Source organism: Micromonospora sp. NBC_01739 (assembly GCF_035920385.1).
Classification (GTDB): Bacteria; Actinomycetota; Actinomycetes; order Mycobacteriales; family Micromonosporaceae; genus Micromonospora.
Window position 1 is genome coordinate 1739486 of the sequence record NZ_CP109151.1, and the last position, 25720, is coordinate 1765205.

At 71.7% G+C, this 25720-nt stretch carries 27 protein-coding genes and 1 tRNA gene; 20 read left to right on the forward strand and 8 right to left on the reverse strand.

The window, feature by feature from the left end:
• Positions 1-264: 264 nt before the first annotated feature.
• A complete protein-coding gene (locus tag OIE53_RS07650) occupies positions 265-1632 on the reverse strand; it encodes an MFS transporter (RefSeq protein ID WP_327027113.1) in 1368 nt (455 codons plus the stop codon).
• 104 nt (positions 1633-1736) lie between these two features.
• Positions 1737-1973, reverse strand: a complete 237-nt coding sequence (locus OIE53_RS07655; RefSeq protein ID WP_327025880.1) for a hypothetical protein — start codon at positions 1971-1973, stop codon at positions 1737-1739.
• Positions 1974-2108: 135 nt separating this feature from the next.
• On the opposite strand from OIE53_RS07655, the gene OIE53_RS07660 reads away from it, so the two are divergent.
• Both OIE53_RS07660 and OIE53_RS07665 read left to right on the forward strand, forming a co-directional pair.
• Positions 2109-3254: a geranylgeranyl reductase family protein gene (locus tag OIE53_RS07660; protein ID WP_327025881.1), complete on the forward strand. Its 1146-nt coding sequence runs from the start codon at positions 2109-2111 to the stop codon at positions 3252-3254.
• 145 nt (positions 3255-3399) lie between these two features.
• Entirely contained in the window at positions 3400-4302 is a 903-nt protein-coding gene (locus OIE53_RS07665) for an SDR family oxidoreductase (protein ID WP_327025882.1), read from the forward strand.
• An 84-nt stretch (positions 4303-4386) separates the two neighbouring features.
• Here OIE53_RS07665 and OIE53_RS07670 read toward each other — a convergent pair whose 3' ends face one another.
• Entirely contained in the window at positions 4387-5046 is a 660-nt protein-coding gene (locus OIE53_RS07670) for a nucleotidyl transferase AbiEii/AbiGii toxin family protein (protein WP_327025883.1), read from the reverse strand.
• On the reverse strand, positions 5043-5384 hold the full coding sequence (locus OIE53_RS07675; RefSeq protein ID WP_327025884.1) for a hypothetical protein: 342 nt from the start codon (positions 5382-5384) through the stop codon (positions 5043-5045). Before OIE53_RS07675 ends, OIE53_RS07670 begins: the two co-directional genes overlap by 4 nt.
• 1419 nt (positions 5385-6803) lie before the next feature.
• On the opposite strand from OIE53_RS07675, the gene fdh reads away from it, so the two are divergent.
• The 8 genes from fdh to OIE53_RS07715 all read left to right on the forward strand — a co-directional run bounded on the left by fdh (position 6804) and on the right by OIE53_RS07715 (position 15832).
• Entirely contained in the window at positions 6804-10136 is a 3333-nt protein-coding gene (gene fdh / locus OIE53_RS07680) for a formate dehydrogenase (RefSeq protein WP_327027114.1), read from the forward strand.
• Positions 10136-11053, forward strand: coding sequence for a 4Fe-4S dicluster domain-containing protein (locus tag OIE53_RS07685; RefSeq protein ID WP_327025885.1), 918 nt, complete (start codon positions 10136-10138; stop codon positions 11051-11053). The genes fdh and OIE53_RS07685 overlap by 1 nt, the downstream gene beginning before the upstream one ends.
• Complete coding sequence (nrfD, locus tag OIE53_RS07690; RefSeq protein WP_327025886.1) at positions 11050-12090, forward strand: NrfD/PsrC family molybdoenzyme membrane anchor subunit; 1041 nt, start codon at positions 11050-11052, stop codon at positions 12088-12090. Before OIE53_RS07685 ends, nrfD begins: the two co-directional genes overlap by 4 nt.
• 53 nt (positions 12091-12143) lie before the next feature.
• Positions 12144-12239 (forward strand) — tRNA-Sec (locus OIE53_RS07695).
• A gap of 21 nt (positions 12240-12260) precedes the next feature.
• The gene (gene selA, locus OIE53_RS07700; RefSeq protein WP_327025887.1) at positions 12261-13565 is read left to right on the forward strand and encodes an L-seryl-tRNA(Sec) selenium transferase; all 1305 of its coding nucleotides are present in this window, start codon (positions 12261-12263) and stop codon (positions 13563-13565) included.
• A 2-nt stretch (positions 13566-13567) separates the two neighbouring features.
• Positions 13568-15325 carry a selenocysteine-specific translation elongation factor gene (gene selB / locus OIE53_RS07705; protein WP_327025888.1) on the forward strand — a complete coding sequence of 586 codons (1758 nt, stop codon included), beginning with the start codon at positions 13568-13570 and terminating at the stop codon, positions 15323-15325.
• Positions 15326-15376: 51 nt separating this feature from the next.
• A complete protein-coding gene (locus OIE53_RS07710) occupies positions 15377-15574 on the forward strand; it encodes a hypothetical protein (RefSeq protein ID WP_327025889.1) in 198 nt (65 codons plus the stop codon).
• 72 nt (positions 15575-15646) lie between these two features.
• Positions 15647-15832 carry a hypothetical protein gene (locus tag OIE53_RS07715; protein WP_327027482.1) on the forward strand — a complete coding sequence of 62 codons (186 nt, stop codon included), beginning with the start codon at positions 15647-15649 and terminating at the stop codon, positions 15830-15832.
• Between the two features lie 6 nt (positions 15833-15838).
• On the opposite strand, the gene OIE53_RS07720 is transcribed toward OIE53_RS07715, so the two are convergent.
• Positions 15839-16477: a hypothetical protein gene (locus OIE53_RS07720; RefSeq protein WP_327025890.1), complete on the reverse strand. Its 639-nt coding sequence runs from the start codon at positions 16475-16477 to the stop codon at positions 15839-15841.
• Positions 16478-16604: 127 nt separating this feature from the next.
• Here OIE53_RS07720 and OIE53_RS07725 point away from each other — a divergent pair, with 127 nt between their 5' ends.
• Complete coding sequence (locus OIE53_RS07725) at positions 16605-16811, forward strand: hypothetical protein (protein ID WP_327025891.1); 207 nt, start codon at positions 16605-16607, stop codon at positions 16809-16811.
• Here the strand turns inward: OIE53_RS07725 and OIE53_RS07730 are convergent.
• The 3 genes from OIE53_RS07730 to OIE53_RS07740 form a co-directional block, all read right to left on the reverse strand.
• The gene (locus OIE53_RS07730) at positions 16808-17281 is read right to left on the reverse strand and encodes a hypothetical protein (protein ID WP_327025892.1); all 474 of its coding nucleotides are present in this window, start codon (positions 17279-17281) and stop codon (positions 16808-16810) included. The genes OIE53_RS07725 and OIE53_RS07730 overlap by 4 nt on opposite strands.
• On the reverse strand, positions 17278-17490 hold the full coding sequence (locus OIE53_RS07735) for a phosphatidylethanolamine-binding protein (RefSeq protein WP_327025893.1): 213 nt from the start codon (positions 17488-17490) through the stop codon (positions 17278-17280). Before OIE53_RS07735 ends, OIE53_RS07730 begins: the two co-directional genes overlap by 4 nt.
• A 70-nt stretch (positions 17491-17560) precedes the next feature.
• Entirely contained in the window at positions 17561-18439 is an 879-nt protein-coding gene (locus OIE53_RS07740) for a universal stress protein (RefSeq protein WP_327025894.1), read from the reverse strand.
• A gap of 356 nt (positions 18440-18795) precedes the next feature.
• Between OIE53_RS07740 and OIE53_RS07745 the strand changes: the two genes are divergently transcribed.
• The 9 genes from OIE53_RS07745 (at position 18796) to OIE53_RS07785 (ending at position 25581) form a co-directional block, all read left to right on the forward strand.
• On the forward strand, positions 18796-19962 hold the full coding sequence (locus OIE53_RS07745) for a PP2C family protein-serine/threonine phosphatase (protein ID WP_327025895.1): 1167 nt from the start codon (positions 18796-18798) through the stop codon (positions 19960-19962).
• Positions 19963-20268: 306 nt separating this feature from the next.
• Positions 20269-20895 (forward strand): CDP-alcohol phosphatidyltransferase family protein, encoded by a 627-nt coding sequence (locus OIE53_RS07750; RefSeq protein WP_327025896.1) that lies wholly within the window; start codon positions 20269-20271, stop codon positions 20893-20895.
• The gene (locus tag OIE53_RS07755) at positions 20892-21827 is read left to right on the forward strand and encodes a DUF881 domain-containing protein (RefSeq protein ID WP_327025897.1); all 936 of its coding nucleotides are present in this window, start codon (positions 20892-20894) and stop codon (positions 21825-21827) included. Before OIE53_RS07750 ends, OIE53_RS07755 begins: the two co-directional genes overlap by 4 nt.
• On the forward strand, positions 21824-22156 hold the full coding sequence (locus OIE53_RS07760) for a small basic family protein (RefSeq protein WP_327025898.1): 333 nt from the start codon (positions 21824-21826) through the stop codon (positions 22154-22156). The genes OIE53_RS07755 and OIE53_RS07760 overlap by 4 nt, the downstream gene beginning before the upstream one ends.
• 9 nt (positions 22157-22165) lie before the next feature.
• Positions 22166-23092: a DUF881 domain-containing protein gene (locus OIE53_RS07765; RefSeq protein ID WP_327025899.1), complete on the forward strand. Its 927-nt coding sequence runs from the start codon at positions 22166-22168 to the stop codon at positions 23090-23092.
• A 54-nt stretch (positions 23093-23146) separates the two neighbouring features.
• Positions 23147-23527: a glycine cleavage system protein GcvH gene (gene gcvH / locus OIE53_RS07770; protein WP_327025900.1), complete on the forward strand. Its 381-nt coding sequence runs from the start codon at positions 23147-23149 to the stop codon at positions 23525-23527.
• 216 nt (positions 23528-23743) lie between these two features.
• Positions 23744-24196, forward strand: a complete 453-nt coding sequence (odhI, locus tag OIE53_RS07775) for an oxoglutarate dehydrogenase inhibitor Odhl (RefSeq protein WP_013733916.1) — start codon at positions 23744-23746, stop codon at positions 24194-24196.
• A 50-nt stretch (positions 24197-24246) separates the two neighbouring features.
• The gene (gene ftsR / locus OIE53_RS07780; protein WP_327027115.1) at positions 24247-24942 is read left to right on the forward strand and encodes a transcriptional regulator FtsR; all 696 of its coding nucleotides are present in this window, start codon (positions 24247-24249) and stop codon (positions 24940-24942) included.
• A gap of 174 nt (positions 24943-25116) precedes the next feature.
• Positions 25117-25581 (forward strand): bifunctional nuclease family protein, encoded by a 465-nt coding sequence (locus OIE53_RS07785; RefSeq protein ID WP_013733914.1) that lies wholly within the window; start codon positions 25117-25119, stop codon positions 25579-25581.
• Positions 25582-25720: the final 139 nt, after the last annotated feature.

Here is a 25720-nt window from a genome sequence, read left to right on the forward strand (position 1 = left end):
CCCCGGGCGGCGGCGCTACTGGACCTGTTGGCGACTCTACAGTCAGCAATTCAAGGTGTCCAATGTACGACAAGTTGCCGCACATAATGCCTGGGTGCCCTTAGTGCATTGCTGAGTGGGTCGACTGTGGCGCCACGGCCACGAGCCGATCAACCGGTGATATCGCATTAGTCGGGAGTACCGCCAGATTTCAACTTACTGCCTGGCAATTGTCGCCCGCACTTCAACAACTCGTCGACCCCGGCCGGGTCAGGAGGCACTGCGTCATCTGACCGGGCCCCGGCGGTGGTGGCGGAAGATGTCGACCAGGGCGGCCAGCAGAGCCAACAGGATGATCCCGGCGGAGACCAACAAGGAGCGTTCGAAGGCCGTCGCCCAGGCGCCGTCGCTGCCCACGACCGAGAAGAAGACCGCCCCGACAACGGCGATGCCGGCCGCCGCTCCGATGCGCTGACCGGTCTGCAGCATCCCCGCCCCGCTGCCGGCCTGCGGCAGGGGCACCTGGGACAGGGTCAGGGTCTGGTTGGGGGCGATCACCAGGCCGCTGCCGAGCCCGGCCAGCAGCAGGGGAGCGGCCGTCACCCAGGGCACCGGGGCTCGGGGGGCCAGCTCGATCACCAGCGCCACCAGGGCCAGCCCGACCACCACGGCGAGCAGCCCGGTGGCGACCAGGGGCCGGCCGAACCGGTTGACGATCCGACCCCCGATCGCCGACGCCGCGGCCGAGCCCAGGGCGAAGGGGGTGATGGCCAGACCGGCGACCAGGGCGCTGTAGCCGAGCCCGGTCTGCAGGTACAGGGTGAAGATGAAGAAGATCGCGGTGAACCCACCGAAGTAGAGCAGGGCGATCAGCGAGCCCAGGGCGTACGACCGGACCTGGTACAGGCCCACGTCGAACAGCGGCGGGCCCTGCCGGGCGTACCTGCGCTCCCAGAGGGCGAAGCCGGCCAGGGTGACCAGGCCGGCGGGCAGCAGCAGCCAGGTGGCCGCCCCCCGCCACTGCTCCCGTTGCACCAACGGCAGCAGCACCAGGGTCACCCCGGTGCCGAGCAGCAGTACCCCGACCGGGTCCGCCCGCCGGCGGACCGCTTGGCCGACCGGCCGGTGCGGGATCAGCCGCCAGCCCAGGATCATCGCGATGACCCCGACCGGGACGTTGACGAAGAAGACCCACCGCCAGCCGTGCTGAGGCCCACCGGCGGCGATCAACAGGCCGCCGAGCAGGGGACCCACCGCGGTGGAGATGCCGATGGTGGCCCCGAGCAGGCCGAAGGGCCGGGCCCGTTCCGGTCCCTGGAACAGCTGCTGGATCATGCCGGTCACCTGCGGGTTGACCAGACCCGCAGCGGCCCCCTGGAGGAGTCGGGCGATCACCAGCCAGGTGGGGGACTGGGCCAGCCCGGCCACCGCGCTGGTAGCCGTGAACAGGGCGATGCCGAACACGAAGGCGGTGCGGCGGCCGTGCACGTCGCCGAACCGGCCCGCCGGCACCAGCACCAGGCCGAAGGTCAGGGCGTACCCGGACAGCACCCATTGCAGGTCGGCCGGGCTGGCGTTCAGGGCCCGGTCCAGGGAGGGCAGGGCCACGTTGACGATGCTGACGTCCAGCAGCGTCATGAAGGCCGCGACCAGTCCGACCCCGAGGGCCTGCCAACGCCGGGGCCCCTGGTACGACTCCTCAGCCGTCGAAGGCCGGTCGGACCCGGCCCGCCGATGGTGCCCTCCGACGGCCTCGGTCACCTCAGTTGCTGGGCGCAGAACCGGGGGCCGAAGTCCAATCCGGCCATCGGCGAATCCTCCCGGTGCAGCAGGTTCTTCTCGGTGAGCAGATGCAGGGGGGTCTGCAACTGCTCCTCGGTCAGGCCGCACTCCGCAGCGATCATGTCCGGGTACGGGACCTGTCCGCGTGCCTCCAGGGCCGCCACCGCGTCGTACACCCGAGCCTCGACGTCCGACAGCTGCACCTGCTGCATGGTGTCCTCCTCACGCCGATCCGCCTGCCAGGCGGTGTGCGCCGCGCGGATACCCCCTGCGGGACCGATGATTCCCCCACTCCGGCCGGTGGTTCGCCGTCCCCGCGACCACCCACGGTGACCTACGCTGCTTCGGTGACCGTCTGGGAACTCGCAGTGATCGGTGGTGGTCCCGCCGGACTGTCGGCCGCCTACGCCGCCGCCCGACGGGGGGTGCGCACCCTGGTCCTGGAACGGGCCGCCCATCCGCGCTACAAGACCTGCGGTGGCGGATTGACCGGTACCTCCGTGGCGGCCGTGGCCACCCGGATCGAGGTGCCCGTGCAGGACGTGGTCGACCAGGTCACCTTCACCCTGCGCGGGCGCCGTCCGATCACCCGGCGGCACCGGCCCGGTCGGCTGGTCAGCATGGTGCGCCGGGACGAGTTCGACGACCGGCTGCGCGCCGCCGCGGTGGCCGCCGGAGCCGAGGTCCGCGAGCGGGTCACGGTGCGGGCCCTGGAGCAGACCCCCGACGGCGTACGACTGCGGCTGGCCGACGCCACCACGGTCCTGGCGCGGACGGTCGTCGGCGCGGACGGCTCCTCCGGGGTCAGCGCCCGCCATGTCGGGGTGCGGTACCGGCAGGTGGATCTGGGGTTGGAACTGGAACTGCCGGTGCAGCCGGAGCAGCAGGCCCGGTGGCGGCGGCGGATGCTGCTCGACTGGGGACCCCTGCCGGGCTCGTACGCCTGGGTCTTCCCCAAGGGCGACCGGCTGACCGTGGGGGTGATCGCCGCTCGGGGTGAGGGGGAGCGGACCCGGGACTATCTGCGGGGGTTCGTCCATCGGCTGGGCCTGGCCGGGTTGCCGGCGACCCACGACACCGGGCATCTGACCCGCTGCCGGGCCGAGGATTCACCGCTGCGCCGGGGCCGGGTCCTGGTCGCCGGGGACGCCGCCGGCCTGCTGGAACCCTGGAGCCGGGAGGGGATCAGCTACGCCCTGCGCTCCGGTGAACTGGCCGGTGAGGCGGTCGCCGAGGCCGACCTGGCCGGCTACGAACGGGCGGTGCAGCAGCGACTGGTGCCCTCCATCCGGGCCGGGTACCGGCTGTTGGAGGTCTTCTCCCGGCGGCCGGAGGTCCTGCACCTGACGGTCGGTACCCCGCCGGGCTGGCGGGCCTTCACCCGGTTCTGCCAGGGCCACGGCGACTTCGGCCAACTGGTCGACGGGCTGCCGGTACGCGCCGCCCTGGCCCTGGCCGCCCACCTGCCCGGCCCCCGCACCCACCGCCCCTGACCCGTCCGCTGTCGTCCGGCCCTCCCGCTGCCACCCAGTATCCTAGGATGCCCTACGGGTGGTGCGGCAGGTCACGGCCTGTTTCCCCACAGCCGGTCGGGGTAGGGCCTTCCGGGACCACATCCCACCGACGAAGGAGACCCCCGTGAGCCACGACCAGCACACCCAGCAGGACCCCACCGAGCAGTACGGCCAGCAGTCCGGACAGCCGGCCCAGCAGCAGACCCCACCGGGGCGTACGGAGGACATGAACCCGAGGCCCGACCACGGCGAGGACACCTACCAGGGCACCGGCAAACTCGAGGGCAAGAAGGCCCTGATCACCGGCGGTGACTCCGGCATCGGTCGGGCGGTGGCCATCGCCTACGCCCGGGAGGGTGCCGACGTGCTGATCTCCTACCTGAGCGAGGAGGAGGACGCCGACGCGCAGGACACCGTACGGCTGATCGAGGCCGCCGGCCGCAAGGGCGTCGCGGTGCGCGGCGACATCACCGACGAGGCCACCTGCCAGGGGCTGATCGACCGGGCGCTGTCCGACCTGGGCGGCATCGACATCCTGGTGAACAACGCGGCCTACCAGATGGCCCAGGACAAGGGCATCGCCGGGATCAGCACCGAACAGTTCGACCGGGTGCTCAAGACCAACCTGTACGCCATGTTCTGGCTGTGCAAGGCGGCCCTGCCGCACCTCGAGGAAGGGTCGGCGATCATCAACACCTCGTCGATCCAGGCCTTCGACCCCTCGCCGCAGCTGCTGGACTACGCCACCACCAAGGCGGGGATCGCGAACTTCACCAAGTCCCTCGCCGCCGACCTGGTCGACAAGGGCATCCGGGTCAACGCGGTGGCCCCCGGCCCGATCTGGACCCCCCTGATCCCGGCCACCATGCCGGAGAAGAAGGTCGAGCAGTTCGGTACGGACACCCCGGTCGGTCGGCCGGGTCAGCCCGCCGAACTGGCCCCCGCCTACGTCTTCTTCGCCTCGCAGGAGTCGAGCTTCATCACCGGCGAGGTGCTCGGCGTCACCGGCGGCCGCTTCACCAAATGACCTGCAAGGAGGGGCCCCTTCTTAACGCCTCCGGTAGAGGAGGGGTCCCTTGTTAACACGTACCCCCGGGTTGTCTGCCGGTGCTCAGCGGGGCCAGGCCGCCAGTTGCCGACGGACCCGGGTGATGTCGGCGGGGTCGAGGCCGTAGCGGGCGAAGCGACCGTCGGGGATCCGGTCGAGGTAGCGGCCGGCGGCCCGGACGTCCTCGTCCTCCAATGCCGGATCGAGCTGCCGGGCCAGCTCCAGCAGTTCGGCCACCGACCGGTCGGCCAGGGCGGCGGCCACGTCGATGTAGTCGCGTACCTCGCGCCGGTTGACCAGGGCGGCGGTCTTGTTGGCGATCAGGTCGCGGACGTCCATGACCGGCCCGAGGTCCATCACCACCGGGCTGCGGTGCCGGTCGAGTCGGGCCAGACTGAGCCGGATCTGCCGGCCGTCCCGGGCGACCACGAAGTCCCGCATGTCCGCGTGGAAGCCGTCGAACAGGTCGCCGAGGTCACTGTCCGGGTCCGCGTCGGTCACCTCGAACCCGGCCGCCTGAAGGGCGTCGCGTACTCCGGCGGCCGCCGCGGCGGCGGCACCCTCCACGTCGGCGAAGAGATCGACGTCCTCGGTGGGCCGGGTCACCAACCCGTGCGCGGCCCACGCGACCCCGCCACCGAGCACGAAACGGTACGGCCCGGCCACGGTCAACGCGACCCGGGCCACCTCGCGGTAGAAGTCGTGCGGATGGGGCTGGGTCACGCCGACCGGAGACCCCGGTGCCGACTCTCCCAGGCGGCGCGTACGCCTCGGGGCAGGTTCAGCAGCCGCCACACCCGGGGCAGGGTCCGGCCGTTGACCAACCGACGCAGGTCGTCGAGGCTGGTGGACTCCCGCAGCACGTTCTCGTACATCCAGAGCAGCTGGTCGGGGTCGGCCAGATCGAAGGCGCGGTCGCTGCACCACATGAGTCGTACCGGCAGCTCCACCACCCCACGAGTGGGCCCACGCAGCTCGCTCAACGTCCGGGCCACCACGGCGGGCCGCCCCGGCCGGGCGAGGTGCGCCACACCGGTAGTGACTCCGAAGACGGCCTGCATCCTGCCAGGGTAACCCCACACCCCCCGGAACCGGACTCTCCCCAATCCACCCCACCCAAATCCACCCCCACCCCCCGACCGCAAACATCGACTCCATCACGCCGAAGTGGCGGTTTCCCACCACCCCGAACCCCACCGTTCCGCCGTAACGGCGGAACCTTCGAGGTGCGCCCGGCCGAGCCGCGTGAGCCGGCTTCCCGTCCCGTCGCTGCAGGAGGTGTCCCCGCTGCCGGGCGTGGGCCACCCAGGCGGCCTGTGGGGCCGTCGTCTGCCCGTCGGTCTCTCCGTTGCGCGTCGCTGTTCCGCCCAGTTGCGCATGCCTGTTTCGGTCCGTCTGGTTGTGGCCATGAGGCCTTGATCGACTCCGTTACGGCGAAGTGGCGGTCTCCCGTCGCCGGGGCGGCGCCGCCCCGGCGCTCTGGACACCGCCGTTTCGCCGTAACGGTGCGGGCTGGCTGCCGTCTGTGCTGCACGAAGGTGCCTTCGCCGCTGCGTGTGAGCCACCCGAGGGCTGTGGGGTCGTATCAGGGTTGATCGTCCGGATGTTCGACTTTGGCAGTTCCGGGCTACGGGCCTGCCCAGCCCGGCCTTATTCCGTAAGGCCAGTCCCTGCGGCCATAGAGCCCGGCCCATGGGGTGGCCCCCTGGTGATGAGTTCGGGCGCGACAAGCTGCTGAGGGCGGTGAATCTGGTCATCGGGGCACGGGTAGACCAACGAGCAGACCAGGGCAGGCCCGTTCTGGGCTGCGAGGGCGTCGATGGGTGTGGTGTCCGGTCCGACTGCGGTCAGCCCGGGAATGGTGGCGGCTGGCGGGTGGTTGGACATCCCTGACCGGCCGATGCAGGCCGCCTGACCCCGATAGACATTCCTCTACAGGGGGAGCAGGAAACCGTTGGCCGGCACCCGAACCCCGGGTGCCGGCCAACGGCCGTCTACACCCTGCCCGCCTTCCGACGTGCCGACCGGGTAGACGAAGACCGACCAGGTCAGGCTGGGGCGACCGTGCCCGGCGTAGGGATCAAGCCTGACCGCCCGAAGCCGGGCACGGTCGCCCCAGCCCTCAACCGCGACCACCCACAACCGAGCACGATCGCCCAACCCCGGACCGCAAAATCAGTGGGAGTGAGCCGACGCCAAGTGGGAACAAGGACGACCGTGGGTCGGTTGTACCGAGCGTCGGTGTGATCCAGTGTCCCCGGGCCTCACCTAATTTCGCCGTCGCGGAATACCGTCCGGCTGGAGCCGCGTCGCGCCACTCGCCGAGAGGCGACCTGCACACCGACACCCACGCACCGCCCTCGGCCCCGACAACGGGCCGGGGGCGGTGTGCTGTTTCCGGAGTTCTGCAGGCCCGGCTGTCCGACGACGCCCGGCTGCCCTAAGGTCAGGGGGAAGGATCAAGGGCGGAGGTGACGAGCGTGGGGCTGCGGGACGTGTTGCTGGGCTGGCCGGTCTACCGTCAGCTCACCGGCACCGATCCGCTGGGCCGGGGTGCGGCGGCGCAGTCCGCCCGTTCGGCCGGGCTGACCCCCCGCACGGAGGACGCCGACCGGGTGGCCCGTTCCGTCTGCCCGTACTGTGCGGTCGGTTGTGGGCAGCGGGTCTTCGTCTCCGACAACCGGGTGACTCAGATCGAGGGCGACCCGGACAGCCCGATCTCCCGGGGGCGGCTGTGTCCGAAGGGTTCGGCGAGCAAGAGTCTGGTGACCAGCCCGCTGCGGCAGACGAAGGTGCGCTACCGGCGGCCGTACGCCACCGAGTGGGAGGACCTGGACCTCGACACGGCGTTGGACATGATCGCCGATCGGATCCTGGCCGCCCGTGCGCAGACCTGGGAGGACGTCGACGCCGAGGGGCGTCCGCTGAACCGCACCCTGGGCATCTCCAGTCTCGGCGGGGCGACGCTGGACAACGAGGAGAACTACCTCATCAAGAAGCTGTTCACGGCGATGGGGGCGATTCAGATCGAGAACCAGGCGCGCATTTGACACTCCGCCACCGTCCCCGGTCTGGGGGCCAGCTTCGGTCGCGGCGGCGCGACGGTCTTCCAACAGGATGTGGCGAACGCTGACGTCATCGTCATCCAGGGGTCGAACATGGCCGAGGCCCACCCGGTGGGCTTCCAGTGGGTGATGGAGGCGCGTAGGCGTGGGGCGAAGGTGTTCCATGTCGATCCCCGGTTCACCCGTACCAGCGCCTCGGCTGACACCTATCTGCCGATTCGGGCGGGTACGGACATCGCACTGCTCGGCGGGGTGGTCAACTACATCCTGAGCAACGAGTTGGACTTCCGGGAGTACGTGCTGGCGTACACCAACGCGGCGACGATCGTCAGCGAGGATTACGTCGACGCGGAGGACGCCGACGGCCTGTTCTCCGGGTTCGATCCGGCCACCGGCGCGTACGTGCAGGACAGTTGGCAGTACGCCGGGCACGAGCGGGATTCCGGCAGCGGTCACACGGCCATGGAGCGGGAGACGGCCGCCGGGTTGCGGCACGAGTCGCACGGTGCCCCGGTGTCGGGGCGGGTCGAGCGGGACGAGACGTTGCAGCATCCGCGCTGCGTCTACCAGATCCTCAAGCGGCACTTCGCCCGCTACACCCCGGAGATGGTGGAGCGGGTCTGTGGTCTGCCGCAGGAGAGGTTCCTGGAGTTGGCGCGGGCCTGGACGCAGAATTCGGGCCGGGAGCGGACCGGGTGTCTGATCTATTCGGTGGGTTGGACCCAGCACAGCGTCGGGGTGCAGTACATCCGCACCGGCGCGATCATCCAGTTGTTGCTGGGCAACGTGGGGCGCCCCGGTGGTGGGGTGTTGGCGCTGCGGGGGCATGCCAGCATCCAGGGGTCCACGGACATCCCCACCCTGTTCAACCTGCTGCCGGGCTATCTGCCGATGCCGCACCACGCGAAGCATCCGACCTTCGACGACTGGGTGGACGCCATCCGGCACCCCGGCCAGAAGGGTTTCTGGGGCAATGCCCGGGCGTACGCGGCGAGTCTGCTGAAGGCGTACTGGGGGGAGGCGGCCACCCCGGACAACGACTTCTGCTACGACTATCTGCCTCGGTTGACCGGGGACCACGGCACCTACCAGCAGGTCCTCGACATGATCGACGGGAAGATCAAGGGCTATTTCCTGCTGGGTCAGAATCCGGCGGTCGGCTCGGCCCACGGCAGGGCGCAGCGGCTCGGCATGGCCAACCTGGACTGGCTGGTGGTCCGGGACCTGTTCATGATCGAGAGTGCGACCTTCTGGCAGCGTGGCCCCGAGGTGGCCACCGGTGAGATCGTGCCGCAGCAGTGTCGTACGGAGGTGTTCTTCCTGCCGGCGGCCTCGCATGTGGAGAAGGAGGGCACCTTCACCCAGACCCAGCGGGTGCTCCAGTGGCGGGAGAAGGCCGTGGATCCGCCGGGCGACGCCCGTTCGGAGTTGTGGTTCTTCTACCACCTGGGGCTCAGGCTGCGGGAGAAGCTGGCCGGGTCGACCCTGCCGCGTGACCGGGCGCTGTTGGACCTGGCCTGGGACTATCCCACCCACGGTCCGCACGCGGAGCCGGACGCCGAGGCGGTGCTGCGGGAGATCAACGGGTACGAGGTGGCCACCGGCCGTCCCCTCGCCGGGTTCGCCGAGGCCCGTGACGACGGTACGACCGCCATCGGCTGCTGGATCTACACCGGGGTGTACGCCGACGGGGTGAATCAGGCGGCGCGGCGTCGTCCCGGCCAGGAGCAGGACTGGGTGGCCGCCGAGTGGGGTTGGGCGTGGCCGGCGAATCGGCGGATGCTCTACAACCGGGCCTCGGCCGATCCGCAGGGCCGGCCGTGGAGCGAACGTAAACGCTACGTGTGGTGGGACGAGGCGGCGGGCCGGTGGACCGGCCACGACGTGCCGGACTTCGAGGTGACCAAGGCCCCGTCGTATCGGCCTCCGGAGGGTGCCACCGGTCCGGCGGCGTTGGCCGGTGATGACCCCTTCGTGATGCAGTCCGACGGCAAGGGGTGGCTGTTCGCGCCCAGCGGGGTGTTGGACGGGCCGTTGCCGACCCACTACGAGCCGGCGGAGTCGCCGGTGCGCAACTCGTTCTACGGTCAGCAGGGCAACCCGACCCGCAAGATCTACCGGCATCCGGTGAACTCGGTGCATCCGAGTCCGCCGCAGCAGCACAGTCAGGTGTTTCCGTACGTGTTCACGGTTAGCCGGTTGACCGAGCATCACACCGCCGGTGGGATGAGTCGTACGGTGGCGCCGTTGGCGGAGCTGCAACCGGAGATGTTCGTCGAGGTGTCTCCGCAGTTGGCGGCCCTGGCCGGGTTGACTCATCTGGGGTGGGCGCATCTGGTCAGCGCCCGGGCGGTGATCGAGGCGAAGGTGCTGGTGACCGACCGGCTGGTGCCGTTGCGGGTGGAGGGCCGGGTGATCCACCAGCTGTGGTTGCCGTACCACTTCGGGTTCGAGGGGTTGGTCACCGGTGATTCGGCCAACGACCTGTTCGGCATCACCCTGGACCCGAACGTGCTGATCCAGGAGAGCAAGATCGGCACCTGTGATGTGCGGCCGGGACGGCGCCCCACCGGACCGGCGTTGCGGCGGCTGGTGGCGGAGTACCGTACCCGGGCCGGCATCGTGGCCGGTACGGTGCCGTCGGCGCTCACCCCCGGTGTGCCGGTCGAACGGCCCGGCGAGACAGCGGCCGAGCGGTCCGACCAGGCGGCGGCCGAGCGGTCCGGCGAGGCGGAGGAGGACCGGTGATGGTCGACGGGGATGACCGGTCCGCGCCGCTGGATCCGGCCTCGGGTGCCGGTTGGGTCGACGCGCCACCGCGGATGGGGTTCTTCACCGACACCAGCGTCTGTATCGGCTGCAAGGCCTGCGAGGTGGCCTGCAAGGAGTGGAACGGGGTGCCCACCTCCGGGCTGGACCTGCTCGGCATGTCGTACGACAACACCGGGGCGTTGACCGCGAACTCGTGGCGGCATGTCGCCTTCATCGAGCAACCCCGGCCGACCCAGGAAATCGAGCAGCCCGACACCAGCACCCAGTTTCTGGGGATGCCGCAGTCCGGGCCGCCGGGGCGCACCGGCACGGCCGAGGGGCGCAGCGATTTCCGCTGGCTGATGATGTCGGACGTGTGCAAGCACTGCACCCGGGCCGGTTGTCTGGACGTCTGCCCGACCGGGGCGCTGTTCCGCACCGAGTTCGGCACGGTGGTGGTGCAGGAGGACATCTGCAACGGCTGCGGCTACTGCGTGTCGGCCTGCCCGTACGGGGTGATCGACCGGCGGGTCGACGACGGCCGGGTGTGGAAGTGCACCCTGTGTTACGACCGGATCGGCGCGGGCCTGACCCCGGCCTGCGCGCAGGCCTGCCCGACCGAGTCGATCCAGTACGGCCCCCTGGAGGAGTTGCGGGAGCGGGCCGCCGCCCGGGTCGCCACCCTGCACGAGCGGGGGGTGCCGCAGGCCCGGCTGTACGGCCACGACCCGACCGACGGGGTCGGGGGTGACGGTGCCTTCTTCCTCCTGCTCGACGAGCCGGAGGTGTACGGTCTGCCGCCGGATCCGCAGGTGCCCACCCGGGACCTGCCGAAGATGTGGAAACGGGCCGGGGTGGCCGCGTTGGCCATGGCGGCCGGGGCGGTCGTGGCGTTCCTCGGAGGAAAACGGTGAGCAGTCAGCGTCCGGCGACAGGGGAGCGGTTCCGCCGCTTCCGGGACCGTAGGGAGGGCGGCCGGGACCGTCGGGAGGCCGGGTTGGCGGTGCCGCCGGCCGAGTTCACCTCGTACTACGGGCGGCCCATCCTGAAGCCGCCGGTGTGGACCTGGGAGATCGCCGCCTACCTGGCCACCGGTGGGATGGCCGCCGGGTCGTCGTTGCTGGCCGCCGGTGGGCAGCTCACCGGCCGGCCGGCCCTGCGCCGCGCCGGGCGGGTCGCCGCCCTGGCCGCGGTGACGGCCAGCGCCGGGCTGCTGGTCAAGGACCTGGGTCGACCGGAGCGGTTCCACCACATGCTGCGGGTGGCCAAGCCGACCTCCCCGATGTCGGTGGGCACCTGGATCCTGACCGCCTACGGCCCGCTGGCCGGGCTGGCGGCCATCGCCGAGGCGGCGCCCCTGCTGCCCCGCCGGGGTCCGCTGGGGTGGGCCCGTCGGGTGCTGCCGCCGGTGGGGCAGGTCGCCGGGTTGGCTGCGGCGGCCACCGCACCGGCCCTGGGGACGTACACCGCGGTGCTGCTGGCCGACACGGCCGTGCCGTCGTGGCATGAGGCGTACCCCCATCTGCCGGTGGTGTTCGCGGGCAGTGCCCTGGCCAGCGGCGCCGGGGTGGGGCTGATCGCCGTGCCGCCGACCCAGAACGGCCCGGCCCGTCGGATGGCGGTGGCCGGGGCCGCCCTGGAGTTGTACGGCGCCCATCAGGTGGAGAGCTCCCTGGGTCTGCTCAGTGAGCCGTACCGGACCGGTCGGGCGGGTCGGCTGTTGCGGGCCGGGCGGGGGCTGACCGCCGTGGGGGTGGCCGGTGCGGTGCTGGGCGGCCGGAACCGGATCGTGGCCGCGCTGTCCGGTGTGGCGTTGCTGGCCGCCTCGGTGGCCACCCGGTTCGGGGTCTTCCACGCCGGGGTCGCCTCCGCCAGCGACCCCCGCTACACGGTGCTGCCGCAGCGGGAGCGCCTGGCCCGACGCGGCGGCGAGGAGCCCGCGGACCGGTAGCGGTGCGGCACCTCCCGACGTGGCCGCCGACCAGCTGTGATCAAATGCTCGGTGGAGGCGTTCAGGTGGCTGGTGCCCCTCCCGGTCTTCAAAACCGGTGTGGTCCGGTATCCGGGCCAGGCGGGTTCGATTCCCGTCCGTCTCCGCCAATCTGGCGAGGGGATGACCCGATGGGTGACGGTTGCGCTGACCCACGGCGCCGGGTGCCGCGCACCGATGCGCTGCTGGCCGAGCCGCGGCTGGCCGCCGCGGTGCTCACTCTGGGCCGGGACCGGGTCAAGGCCGCCGTCCGGCAGGCCCAGGAGCAGGCCCGTCGCGGCGAGATCGACCCCGATCAGGTACGCGACACCGCGCTGGCCGCCCTGCCGCAGGCGACACCGCGGGCCGTGCTGAACGCCACCGGGGTGGTGCTGCACACCAACCTGGGACGGGCCGCCCTGTCGGAGGCGGCGGTGTCCGCGGTGGTCGCCGCCGCCGGGCACACCGATGTGGAACTGGACCTGGTGACCGGGCGTCGGGCCCGGCGTGGCCGGGAGGCCATGGAGGCCCTGGCCGTGGCCGTGCCGCAGGCCGAGGCGGTGCATGTGGTCAACAACGGGGCCGCCGCCCTGCTGCTGGCGGCCACCGCCCTGGCCGCCGACGCGGAGATCGTGATCAGCCGAGGCGAACTGGTGGAGATCGGTGACGGGTTCCGGTTGCCGGACCTGATCGTCAGCACCGGGGCCCGGCTGCGGGAGGTCGGCACCACCAACCGCACCACCCTGGCCGACTACGCCGCCGCGATCGGCCCGGACACCGCCTTCGTGCTCAAGGTGCACCCCTCCAACTTCCGGGTCACCGGCTTCACCTCGGCGGTGCCGGTGCGGGACCTGGCCGGCCTGGGGGTGCCGGTGGTCGTCGACATCGGCTCCGGGTTGCTGGCCCCGGATCCGCTGCTGCCGGAGGAGCCGGACGCGGCGAGCACCCTGGCCGCCGGGGCGGACCTGGTCACCGCCAGCGGGGACAAGCTGCTCGGCGGGCCGCAGGCCGGGCTGCTGCTGGGCCGCGCCGGGCTGATCGAGCGGCTGCGCCGGCATCCGCTGGCCCGGGCGCTGCGGGTGGACAAACTGACCCTGGCCGGGTTGGCGGCCACCCTGGGGGACCCGCACACTCCCACCCGCGCCGCCCTGCACACCGACCCGGCCGGCCTGCGGGAGCGCACCGAGCGGCTGCGGGAGGCCATCGCGGCCGACGGCCACAAGGCCGAGGTGGTGCCGTCGGTGGCGGTCGTCGGCGGTGGGGGTGCCCCCGGGGTCGAGTTGGACTCGTGGGCGTTGAGCCTGCCGGAACGCTACGCTCGGCCGCTGCGCACCGGGGTGCCGCCGGTGCTCGGCCGGGTCGCCCAGGGACGCCTGCTGCTGGATCTGCGGTGCGTGCCGCCGCACGCCGACGAGGCCGTACGGGCCGCCGTGCTGGCTGTGCCGGAAGAGGACTGACCATGCTGGTGGTGGCCACCGCCGGGCATGTCGACCACGGCAAGTCCACCCTGGTGCGGACCCTGACCGGGATGGAACCCGACCGGTGGGCGCAGGAACGGCAACGGGGCATGACGATCGACCTGGGCTTCGCCTGGACGACCCTGCCCTCCGGCGCCACGGTCGCCTTCGTCGACGTGCCGGGCCACGAACGGTTCGTACCGAACATGCTCGCCGGTGTCGGTCCGGTGCCCGCCGCCGTGGTGGTGGTCGCCGCCGACGAGGGCTGGATGCCGCAGTCCGCCGAGCACCTGGCCGCCTTGGACGCCCTGGGGGTCGGCCACGGGTTGCTGGTGGTGACCCGGGCGGACCTGGCCGACCCCGGGCCCGCCCTGCACCGGGCCCGCGCCGAGTTGACGGCGACCTCCCTGCGGGCGGTGGAGGCGGTGGCGGTCAGCGCGGTCACCGGTGCCGGGCTGCCGGAGTTGCGGGCCGCGTTGGATCGGCTGGCCGCCGGGCTGCCCACCCCCTCGGCCGAGGACCCGGTACGGCTGTGGGTGGACCGTAGCTTCACCGTGCGGGGCAGCGGCACGGTGGTCACCGGCACCCTGGGGTCCGGTCGGCTGCGGGTCGGCGACGAACTGGTGCTGGCCGACAGCGGCGAGCCGGTGCGGGTACGGGGCCTGCACCGGCTGGGTCAGCCCTGCCGGGAGGTGGAGCCGGTGGCCCGGGTGGCGGTGAACCTGCGGGGGGTGGCCCGGGACCGGATCGCCCGCGGGGATGCCCTGCTCACCGAGGGCCGGTTCGGCATGGTCGACCTGGTGGACGTGCGGCTGGCCGGTGACCCGGTGGCCGACCTGCCGGCGACCCTGACCCTGCATGTCGGTGCGGCCGCGGTGCCGGTGCGGGTCCGTCCGCTGGGGGTCGACACTGTGCGGCTGCGACTGGCCCGGCCCCTGCCGCTGCTCGTCGGTGACCGGGCCCTGCTGCGGGATCCCGGCCGCCACCACATCGCCGGTGGGGTGAGCGTGCTGGATGTGGCTCCGCCGCCGCTGCGCCGCCGTGGTGCCGCCGCCGCCCGCGCGGCCGTCCTGGCCACCATGGACGGGCGGCCGGATCTGGCCGGTGAGCTGCGCCGTCGGGGCCTGGTCCGCGCCGCCGACCTGCGTCGGGCGGGGGTGCCGGTGACCGGGTCGCCGGTGTGCGGGGACTGGTTGGCCGATCCGGACCACTGGCGACAGTTGGGCGCTCGACTGGTCGAGGCGGTCACCGAGTACGCCCGTACCCATCCGTTGGAGCCGGGGGCCCCGGTGGAGGTGCTGCGTCAACGTCTCGGCCTGCCGGAGCGGGCCCTGGTGGAGGCGCTGGTGGCCGCCCCCCTGCGGCTGGTCGCCGGTAGGGTGGCCGCCGCCGACCTCGACCCGGTGCCCGAGCCGGTGGCCCGGGCGGTGGCCCTGCTGCGGGAGGAGTTCACCGCCCGACCCTTCCGGGCCCCGGAGGCCGATAGGCTGGCCGCGGTCGGGTTGGGTGACCGGGAGATCGGTGCCGCGGTACGCGCCGGGGTGCTGCTGCGGCTGACCGGCAACGTGCTGCTGCCGGCAGGCGCCCCGCAGCAGGCCGTGCGGGTGCTGGCCACTCTGCCGCAACCGTTCACCCTCAGCGCGGCCCGGCAGGCCCTGGACACGACCCGTCGGGTGGCGGTGCCGCTGCTGGAGTTGCTGGATCGGCAGGGGGCCACCCGGCGACTGCCCGATGACACCCGGATGGTGGTCGGCCTCTGAGTTGACGCCATCCGTGGGCCGTCGGGCCGGTGCAGCGCCTACCGTGACGGCATGGACCCGAGTGCGGTCTGGCGGGACCGGCAGCACCGGTGGCGGATCGAGGCGTACCGGGCCCCGGATCTGCGGTTCGCCGTCTTCGCCACCAACGGAACCACCGAGTCGGCGCCGCTGTGGTTGTTCGGCATGTCCGCGTTGGCCCGGTGGCTGATGAGCCACAAGATCTCGTTGGATGACCTGGAGTCCGACTGATCCGGTCGCCCGGTCGAGGGACAGCGCGCGGTTTGCCGTGATGACTCGGTTTTGCGGCTTACGGTGCGAGCTGTGAAGGACCGAGGCATCCGGAAGCTGGCCGCCGTGCTGGCGGGCCTGGCGGTGATCTACTTCGGCACCACCGGCCGGTCCCCCGAAGAGGGCAGTGGACTCTCCGGTGGGCTGGTGGTGCTGGCGCTGCTCGCGGCGCTGCTGGTGTGGCACCTGACCAAGCCAGGCGGCGATGCGGCCAAGTGAGGGGTCTCAGCCGGCGCGGCAGATCTGCTCCGCCGACTCCTCACCCAGGGCCACCCGCACCAGCGCCGAGGCCAGTCGACCGAACTCCGCCTCCTCGACCAGCCCGGCCAACCGGTCCGGGGTGGCCGGCAGGCCCAGTCGCCTGGCTCCGGCCACGGTGCGCCGGTCGGCGTACGGGCGCACCTGCGGCCACACCGTCTGCACCTCGCGCAGGAAGATGTCCGCGCCGGTGGGGCCGATGCCGGGGAACTCGACGAGCAGTTCCCGCAGCCGCTTCCGATCCCCGTCGGCCTGTCGGTGCAGCCGGCGCAGGTCCCCGTGCCACCGGTCCAGACACAGTCGGGCCCCGGTGCCGAGCATGGTGGCGGTCCGCTCGTCGTAGCGGCGGTAGTGGCCGCGACCCAGGGCGTCGACCCGCTGCTGCCAGCCGGCCGCCTCCATCGCGGCCGGGGTGCGGTACCCGGCGGCGAACAACTCCCGGGCGGCGGCCACCGCCACCTGGGCCCGGATCCGGGTGCTGAGCAGCGTCACCAGCACCAGCAACTGGTACAGCGGTGCGGGCCGGTCGGCCAGGGAGATCCCGGCCTCCTCGGCGTACGTGCGGCGGGTCAGCAGGGCCCGCGCGACAGCCCGTTGGTCACCCATCCTCCGGTGATACCCAGCCTGGGCGCCACCAGTCCCCGGCCGGGGCGGAATGCCGCCGCCGGCGGCGGGTAAGCCGACCGGTGGACGTGGTCGACTGCCGCGTCACCCTGACAGAGGGGAGACGACCGTGACCAACCCGCAGCAGCAGGAGTTGCGCCGCAACGCCCTGGGCGCCACCAGTCAGGACAACAAGGGACCCGGCCCGGCCGGTCATCCGCGTAACCGGGGCACCTCCCGGGCGGACGCCGGACGTCCGGTGCCCCGAGGTCAGGTGTCACCGTACGGCCCGACCGGGCAGTCGGTCGCCCAGGACGAGAGCAGCGACCAGGACTAGCCCTGGCTCGCCGACGGCCGCAGCCGGTTCCAGGTGGCTGCGGCCGTCAGCCCGTACGCCAGATGCGGCAGCAGGTCGGCCAGCCAGTCGGTGCGCCGCCAGGTGCGCGGGTCGGTGACCCCGAGCACGGTCAGCGCCCCGTCGGAGAGGGTCATCGCCCCGCCGCCGAGCAGCGCGGCGGCCCGCAGCACCGGCTGCCGCCGACCCCGGGTCAGGGCCGCGAAACCCACCGCCGCGGCCACCCCCAGCCCGTACCCCATCAGGGCGCCGAGGCCGGAGCGGCGGTTGGCCGCCCGCTCCTGGGCCCCCAGATCAAGATGGGTCACCTCGGCGACCCGCTCGGCGCTCTCCTGTGGGCTCTGGCTGGCCGGCCGGGCCCGCACCACCATGTCCAGGTAGGTGGCGACGTTGAGGGCGGTGCTGCCCACCGCCCCGGCGATCAGCCCGTCGGCCAGCGCAGCGCCCCTCACTTGGGATCTCCGGGTTCCCGGTTGCCCTTCGGGCCGTAGGTGCGGTCGCCCCGCACGACGCCGCGCTGACCCCGTTCGTCCTGCAGGATCCGGTTGGCGGCCTCGTCGGCCCGATCGTCCGTGACGCCCCGACCGGAGTTGTCCAGGGCGTTGCGCAGGCGGGCGCGTTGCTTGTCGTAGGCGTTGCTGCCGGGCCTGGGTCCAGGCATCGCTGTCTCCTCTGGTGGTCGCGGTCACGTACGCGCCCCGTCTACCCGCCTGCACGGGCGCCAACCCCGCTCAGGCCCGGACCACCGCGACCGGGCAGTGGCTGTGGTGCAGCATCGACCGGCTGACCGAGCCCAGCAGCAGCCCGGTCAGCTCGCCGCGGCCCTGGCCCCCCACGACCAGCAGTTGAGCCGTTCGGGAGGCCTCGGTGAGGGCCTTCGGGGCGCGGGCGTGCACGGACTCGCGGCGGATGGACACCTCCGGGTAGCGGGCGGTCAGCCCGGTGACGGACTCGGCCAGGGCCCGCTGTTCCTCCTCGTGCAGCTGGGACTCGTCGTACACCAGGGGTTGCATGTCGCCCGGACCGGTGGAGACCGGGTGCCGGTAGGCGTGCAGGGCCAGCACCGTGGCCCCGCGGCGGGCCGCGGTCCGCACCGCGAACTCCACCGCCCGGCGGGACACCTCGGAGCCGTCCACCCCGACCACGATCGGCCCGTGCGGATCCACCGCGCCGCGGGCCACCAGCACCGGACATCGGGCGTACGCCGCCACGGTGACCGCGACGGAACCGACCACCAGGGCGGTGAAGCCACCCATTCCCCGGTCGCCGAGCACGATCAGCGCGGCGTCGGTGCTCGCGTCCAGCAGGACCGCGGCCGGGGCCCCGTCGACGATCTCGCCGGTCACCTCCAGTCCCGGTGCGACGGCCTGCGCCTGGTCGACCGCGGCCGTGACGAGTTGTCGTGCCTGGCCGCGAAGCCCGCCGTCGGCCGGTCCCTCGGTGCCCGGTGTGACGGGGGAGTGCAGGGTGGGCCAGATGAAGGCGTGCACCACCCGCAAGGGCCGGTGCCAGCGGGCCGCCTCCGCGGCGGCCAGACGCACCGCGGCCAGGGCGGACTCCGAGCCGTCCACGCCGACCACCACCGCCGAGCCGACCGAGTCCACCGCCACCCCCGTCCGCGTGCTGGTCTCCGCCAGTATCGCGGGCCGCCGCCGGTCGAGGCGGCGATACGGGTCAAAGGCCCGTCGTCCACTACGCTGACCGCGACTCCCGGGGGAGCAGGGTTGTCGATGGCACAGCCCGACCGGGTACGCCCGTGGCCGATCGACGCGCGGGCCTCACCTCCTGCCCCGGCCATCATGGACCCGGGCCGTCGTCGGCGCGGGTCCACATCGGATCCCCGCGGTGTCTTCCACCGGCGGCCGGGATCCCTTCTGTCGATGCGGGTGTGGTCGGCCGGGTGACTGCGGCGCCCCCCACCTCCGTATGATGCTTGCCCCAAGGCAAGTAGTTTCGGAGGATGGTCATGGCGGATGCGCTCACGGGGATCACCCGCGCCCTGCGCGAGGCTCCGCCCGACCGGGTGGTCGAGGCCGCCGACCGGGCCATCCGGTCCGTGCTCGGCGCCTGCGCCACCGCGGTCTTCGTCGCCGACTACCGGATCGAGGGTCTGTGGCCGGTGTTCGACTCCCGACAGCCACAGGTGGCGGGGCACGCCGGGCAGGGCCTGCTGCGGCGCTGCTTCCGCAGTCAGCAGCCGGTACGCGGCGGTGATCCCGAGGGCCGCTGCCAGCTCTATCTGCCGTTGACGGTGTGGGGGGAGCGGCTGGGGGTGCTGATGGTCGAACTGCCGCAGACCCCGGTGGAGGAGGTCCTGGCCGGGGCGGTGGACATCGCCGGTGAGGTGGCCATGGCCCTGCGGGCGGCCGACCGGGAGACCGACCGTTACCGGCGGGCCCGCCGCCGGGAGCGGTTGAGCATGGCGGCCGAGTTGCAGTGGGAGCTGCTGCCCGGGCGGGGGCTGCGCCACGAGGCGTTCCAGCTGGCCGGCCAGCTCGAACCGGCGTACACGGTCAGCGGCGACCACTTCGACTGGTCGTTGAACGACGACCGGCTGACCGTCACCGTGCTCAACGGCGACAGCATCGGGTTGGCCGCCGCCTTGCTGACCGCGGTGACGGTCAACGCCATGCGTAACGCCCGCCGCTCCGGTGGTGGACTGGTGGAGCAGGCCGAACTGGCCTCCGACACGGTCTACTACCAGCATCGGGGGCATCGGCACGTGGCCACCGTGCTGCTGGAACTGGACTGGGTGACGGGCCGGGTCCGGGCGGTCGACGCGGGTTCGCCGCACCTGGTGCGGCTGCGGGGTGGTGCGATCACCCGGCTGGACCTGGAGCAGCAGCTGCCGCTGGGCATGTTCGCCGAGACCCGGTACGACCTGCAGGAGTTCGACCTGGACCCGGGGGACCGGCTGTTCGTGGTCTCCGACGGGGTGTGGGGCGCCGACCCCAGTGGCCGGGAGAGCTACGGGCAGCGGGCGATGGCCCGGTCCATGCGGGCCACCCGGTTGCAGCCTCCGGGGGAGGCGGTCGGCACGGTGATGCGCGAGTTGCAGGCCTTCCACGCCGACACGGATCTGCGCGACGACGCGGTCGTGGTGTGCCTGGACTGGCACGGCGCCGACGCCTGAGCCAGCTCTGCCGTCCCCCACCCTGCTATCCCATCATCCTAGGATGCACTACGGGTGGTGACCACCCTCACACCGACACCAGGCGCCCGCCCCGCGGGCGCTACACAGCAGGACGACCACCAAGGCCCGATATAGTGGCAGCGCATTCAGCCGGCCCGTGATCATCGAGGACGGGCGGCAGGACCAGGGGAGATCCCGATCCGGGATCGCAGGGGGCGACGGCGTAAGCCGACGCCGACAGCACGCACGACTGCCGGCGGACCAGAGGGCCCGCGGTGGCCGGGTGTGCCGCACAGGGGAGGTTCGGTGTCGCGTCGGCCCGCTCAGACGGAGCAACTCCAGGCCGCCGAACCCGGTGGTGAGCACCGTGTGCTGACCGTGCCGAATCTGATCAGCTTCGCCCGGTTGCTCGGCGTCCCGCTGTTCCTCTACCTGTTCCTGGTGGCCCGGGCGGACGTGGCCGCGATCGTGGTGCTGGCCGTGGGTGGCACCAGCGACTGGGTCGACGGTTGGATCGCCCGCCGGCTGCGTCAGGTCAGCCGCCTGGGTGAGCTGCTGGACCCGCTCGCCGACCGGCTGTACATCCTCGCCATCCTGGTGGCCTTCACCGTCCGGGACGTGGTGCCCTGGCAGTTCACCGCCGCCCTGCTGGCCCGGGAGCTGCTGCTGCTGGTGTCGCTGGGGGTGCTGCGTCGGCACGGCTACGGGCCGCCGCCGGTGCACTACGTCGGCAAGACCGCCACCTTCCTGCTGCTGGCGGCCTTCCCGATCCTGCTGCTGGCCGCGACCGTGTCGGCCACCACGGCGGTCGCCGGCCCGGTGGGCTGGGGCCTGGCGTGGTGGGGTCTGGTGCTCTACTGGGTGGCCGGCGCCTTCTATGTGATCCAGGCGCGGCAGTTGGTGCGGGCGGTACGTGGTCGAGGAGAGGCATGAGCGAACGCGTGGGTGACGACGCCGGCTCCGGTCAGCGCGGCGTGCGGACCTTCACTCCCGACTTCCTCACCGAGCTGTTCCGTAATCCGCTGGACGCGGGCTACGCGGATGCGGCGGCGGCCCGGGCGCGCAGTGGGCGTGCGGCCCGGCCCGGCTGGCGGGTGGGGCCGGTCAGTCTGGTGGTGGTCGTGCTGCTGGGGTTTCTCTTCGCGGTGGCGTACCGGCAGACCACGGCCGAGGAGCCGGGTCGGGCGCAGGCCCGTTCCGGGCTGGTGGCGCAGATCAAGCAGCGGCAGGCCGACACGGATGCGTTGTCGCTGCGGGCCGACCAGTTGCGCGAGGAGGTGAACCGGCAGCGGGAGGCGGCGCTGGGTGGTTCGCGGGCGGCGCGGCTGCGCAACCTGGAGGCCAGTACGGGCCTGGGGCGGGTGCGCGGGGATGGTCTGGTGGTGCGGTTGGCGGACGGGCCGGCGGGTCAGGATTCGTTGAGCGGGGCCAATGTGGGTCCGTCGCAGGTGCTCTACAGCGACCTGCAGGGGGTGGCCAACGATCTGTGGGGTGCCGGGGCGGAGGCGATCGCGATCAACGGGCAGCGGTTGACGGCGACCTCGACGATCCGCAACGCGGGTCAGGCGATTCTGGTGGATTTCCGGCCGGTGACCGGGCCGTACGAGGTGTCGGCTATCGGTCCGGGGTCGATGCGTAGGCAGTACGAGTCCAGTCGCAGCGCGTTGACGATGCGCAAGGTGGCGCAGGACACCGGGTTGTCGTTCGGGGTGCGGGAGGTCGATGACCTCACGTTGCCGGCGGCGCCGGAGCCGCGGCTACGCTACGCGGAGCCTGCGGTGAGTCCGAGTTCGAGTTCCTCGCCGTCGGGTGACGGGTCGTCCGGCTCGGGTACGTCCCCCAGTCCCTCCGGAGGTGGTCGATGATCGCGGTGCTGGCTCTGCTGGCCGGTGTGGTGCTCGGTCTGTGGTTGGACCCGACGGTGCCGGCGGCGTTGCAGCCGTATCTGCCGATCGCGGTGGTGGCGGCGCTGGACGCGGTGTTCGGTGGGGTCCGGGCGAAGCTGGACCGGATCTTCGATGACAAGCAGTTCGTGGTGTCCTTCATCTCGAATGTGCTGGTGGCCGCGTTGATCGTGTATCTGGGTGATCAGTTGGGTGTGGGTGGGCAGTTGTCGACCGGTGTGGTGGTCGTGTTGGGTGTGCGGATTTTCAGTAACGTGGCGGCGATCCGCCGGCACCTGTTCCGGGCGTAGGTTTGTGGCGTGAGTGACGAGCACACCGAGACTGGTACGGGGTGGCCGAGGCCGGCGGGTCCGGGGCGGCCGGATGGTCCGGCGGGTGAGCCGGATCCGCGGCCTGATGCGCCGGATCCGGATGAGCTGAGTCCGTTGTCGCCGCAGGGTCAGCCGGCCGAGGAGGTGCCGGGGCCGGCCGGGGATGAGGGGCCGGTCGACGGCGAGCAGCCTTCGGGTGCGGTGGCGGCGGCGGGTTGGCGGCGGTTCGGGTCCGCGACGGTGATGATCGGTGTGTTGCTGGGGTTGCTGGGGTTCACCCTGGCGGTGCAGTTGAAGACCACCTCGACGGATTCGTCGTTGGCGGCGGCCCGTCAGGAGGACCTGGTCCGGATTCTGTACGACCTGGAGGCGCGGGACATCCGGCTGCGGCAGGACATCTCGGCGTTGGAGGAGAGTCAGCGGCAGTTGCGTTCGGGTGAGCAGGGGCGTCAGGCGGCGTTGGAGGAGGCCACCCGGCGGGCGGATGAGCTGGGGATCCTGGCGGGGACTCTGCCGGCGCGGGGGCCGGGTCTGGCGGTGCGGTTCCAGGCGGGGGCCAAGCCGATCTCGGCGATCCGGGTGTTGGACGCGGTGCAGGAGTTGCGGGGTGCGGGCGCGGAGGCGATGCAGATCTCCGGTGGGGATCGGGCGTCGGTGCGGATCGTGGCTTCGACGTACTTCCTGGACGGGGAGAACGGTTCGTTGATCGTGGACGGACGTCCGTTGGCGGGTCCGTTCACGATCACGGTGATCGGTGATCCGGCGACGATGCGTACGGGGCTGAACATTCCTGGTGGGGTGGTGGCGTCGGTGGCGCAGGACGGCGGTAACGTGATCGTTGAGGATCGTGAGGTTGCCGAGGTTTCGGCGCTGCACGTACCCGCAAGGCTGGAACACGCCCGTCCGGTCGGTTAGCGGTCGGTGGGCCGGCATCGGTGAGGTCCGGTGTCGCGATGGATGAGGACGCTGGTGATTCCTGAGGATCTGCGTTACACCGCTGAGCACGAGTGGGTCGCTGCCGTCGAGGGTGGGGCCTTGCGGGTCGGCATCACTCATTTCGCGCAGGATGCGTTGGGCGACATCGTGTATGTGCAGTTGCCGGAGCCGGGTGCGACGGTGGCGGCCGGTGAGTCGTTGGGTGAGATCGAGTCGACCAAGAGTGTGTCGGAGTTGTACGCCCCGGTGGCCGGGACGGTGTCGGCGCGTAATGAGGCGTTGGTCGACACCCCGGAGGTGATCAACACGGATCCGTACGGGTCGGGTTGGTTGGTGGAGATCATCGTGGCGGATCCGGCGGCGGTCGACGGGCTGCTCACCGCGGACGCGTATCGCGAGTTGACGGAGAGCTGAGTTGCTGTGCCGGCGGGTTGGTATGTGTGCCGCGCGTCCGGTTGCCCTGTTTTTCGGCGCTGGCTAGGCTCGCCCAGTCGACCGAGAATCCATGTGTCGTGCGTCGTGGAGAAGCCTTCAGGGGCACGGAGAGCCAGCCGCCGGGTGGGTGTACGCCCGGCGGCCAGACCCGCCGTTTCCCCGACGCCGACCGAAACTGATCCGTGAGGTGGTCCCATGACTCGCCCAGGCGACGAGTTCCCCCCGCTCGACGTCACGTCGACGCTCAATCTCGGTTCGCTCGAAGAAGCGTTGGAGGGGCCGGACACCGATGTGGTGCCGAGCCGGATGTCCGGTTCGTTGCCGCCGGGGATGGCGCTGCTGGTGGTTCGTCGGGGTCCGAACGCGGGTGCGCGGTTCCTGCTGGATCACGATGTGACGACCAGTGGGCGGCACCCGGACAGTGACATTTTTCTCGATGATGTGACGGTGTCGCGTCGGCATGCGGAGTTCCACCGGGATGGTGGGACGTTCACGGTGCGGGACGTGGGCAGTCTCAACGGCACGTATGTGAACCGGGAGCGGGTCGAGGCGGCGACGCTGACCAACGGTGACGAGGTGCAGATCGGCAAGTTCCGGGTGGTGTTCATCGCCGGTCCGCGCCCTGAGGGCGAGGCCGGCCGGGGGTGAACGAGCCTGCGGCCTCGACGCCGTCCGGGGCGGGTCGCGCCCAGCCGTTGATGAGTATCGGCGAGGTGTTGACGCAGCTGCGGGTGGATTTTCCCGATGTGACCATTTCGAAGTTGCGGTTTCTTGAGGCTGAGGGCCTGGTGGAGCCGCAGCGGACGGCGTCGGGTTACCGGAAGTACAGCTGGGACGATGTCGCGCGGCTGCGGTTCGTGTTGACGGCGCAGCGGGACCAGTATCTGCCGTTGCGGGTGATCCGTGAGCAGTTGGCGGGTTGGGAGGCTTCGGGGGAGTTTCCGGAGCGGTCCCGGCCGGCGTTGGTGGCGGTGGGCCCGGATGGTGAGTTGCCGGGTCGGGAGGCTGGTCACGAGTCGGGTCAGGTGCGGCTGGGCCGGTCGGAGTTGGTGTCGCGCAGCGGGATCGACGAGGCGACGTTGGGGGAGTTGGAGCGGCTGGGGCTGGTGGTGTCGGATCCGCCGGGTTGGTACGACGGCGATGCGTTGATCATCGCGAGTGCGGTGGCGGGGTTGTCGGCGTACGGGTTCCAGCCGCGGCATCTGCGGGGTTATCGGACGGCGGCGGATCGGGAGGTCGGTCTGTTCGCGCAGTTGGTGACGCCGTTGGTGCGGCAGAGTGATCCGGCGGCGCGGGCGCGGGCGGCGGAGACGGCGCGGGAGTTGGTGGCGTTGTCTCAGCAGTTGCATGCGGCGTTGGTGCGGGTGGGGTTGCGTTCGACGTTGGGGCGTTGAGGTGGCCGTGTGGGGCCGGATCGGTTGGCCGTGCGTGGCGTAGGCTTGCGGGGGTAACCCCTCTTCTGGCGCGGTTGTTGGTGCGGGAAGCGCACGGGACGGCCGTGTCGCGGTCCGTGTACCGTGCTAGGAAGGGCGCGGTGCAGCGTAGGTGACAACGACACGGAGGCGGCGGTGCGCGAGCTGAGCGTGGTCGGGGTTCGGGTGGAGCTGCCCAGCAACCAGCCGATCGTCCTGCTCAGGGAGGTCGAGGGGGACCGCTATCTGCCGATTTGGATCGGCGCGGTCGAGGCGACGGCGATCGCTTACGAGCAGCAGGGTGTCAAGCCGGCCCGGCCGTTGACCCACGATCTTCTGCGGGATGTGTTGGCGGCGTTGAAGGCTCCGTTGCGGGCGGTGGAGATCACTGAGCTGAAGGAGAACGTGTTCTTCGCTGATCTGTTGATCGGTGACGGGGTGCGGGTCTCGGCGCGGCCGAGTGATTCGATCGCTTTGGCGTTGCGGGTCGGTGCGCCGATTCGTTGTGCGGAGCAGGTCCTCAGTGAGGCGGGGATCGTGATTCCCGATGAGCAGGAGGACGAGGTGGAGAAGTTCCGGGAGTTCCTGGAGCAGGTTCGTCCGGAGGATTTCGCCGGCTGAGTGCCCCTTCGCCGGTGGTGCCGTTGACGGCCAATCCTGGTGACTGTCGGTGATGGTGACGCTGATCGCTGTCGATGCGCGGCGTGTCGCGATGGTTTCTCCGTGGTAACCCTGGAAGGTCGCTATAGGGTTGCCCGTG

Bases quoted from the DNA above. Each gene is read 5' to 3' on its own strand.
- OIE53_RS07720 (WP_327025890.1), bottom strand. From the start codon at position 16,477: ATGGGTGACCAACGGGCTGTCGCGCGGGCCCTGCTGACCCGCCGCACG.
- OIE53_RS07745 (WP_327025895.1), top strand. From the start codon at position 18,796: ATGGCGGATGCGCTCACGGGGATCACCCGCGCCCTGCGCGAGGCTCCG.
- OIE53_RS07710 (WP_327025889.1), top strand. From the start codon at position 15,377: ATGGACCCGAGTGCGGTCTGGCGGGACCGGCAGCACCGGTGGCGGATC.
- odhI (WP_013733916.1), top strand. From the start codon at position 23,744: ATGACTCGCCCAGGCGACGAGTTCCCCCCGCTCGACGTCACGTCGACG.
- OIE53_RS07655 (WP_327025880.1), bottom strand. From the start codon at position 1,973: ATGCAGCAGGTGCAGCTGTCGGACGTCGAGGCTCGGGTGTACGACGCG.
- OIE53_RS07760 (WP_327025898.1), top strand. From the start codon at position 21,824: ATGATCGCGGTGCTGGCTCTGCTGGCCGGTGTGGTGCTCGGTCTGTGG.
- OIE53_RS07755 (WP_327025897.1), top strand. From the start codon at position 20,892: ATGAGCGAACGCGTGGGTGACGACGCCGGCTCCGGTCAGCGCGGCGTG.
- OIE53_RS07675 (WP_327025884.1), bottom strand. From the start codon at position 5,384: ATGCAGGCCGTCTTCGGAGTCACTACCGGTGTGGCGCACCTCGCCCGG.
- selA (WP_327025887.1), top strand. From the start codon at position 12,261: ATGGGTGACGGTTGCGCTGACCCACGGCGCCGGGTGCCGCGCACCGAT.
- selB (WP_327025888.1), top strand. From the start codon at position 13,568: ATGCTGGTGGTGGCCACCGCCGGGCATGTCGACCACGGCAAGTCCACC.
- OIE53_RS07685 (WP_327025885.1), top strand. From the start codon at position 10,136: ATGGTCGACGGGGATGACCGGTCCGCGCCGCTGGATCCGGCCTCGGGT.
- OIE53_RS07735 (WP_327025893.1), bottom strand. From the start codon at position 17,490: ATGCCTGGACCCAGGCCCGGCAGCAACGCCTACGACAAGCAACGCGCC.
- ftsR (WP_327027115.1), top strand. From the start codon at position 24,247: ATGAGTATCGGCGAGGTGTTGACGCAGCTGCGGGTGGATTTTCCCGAT.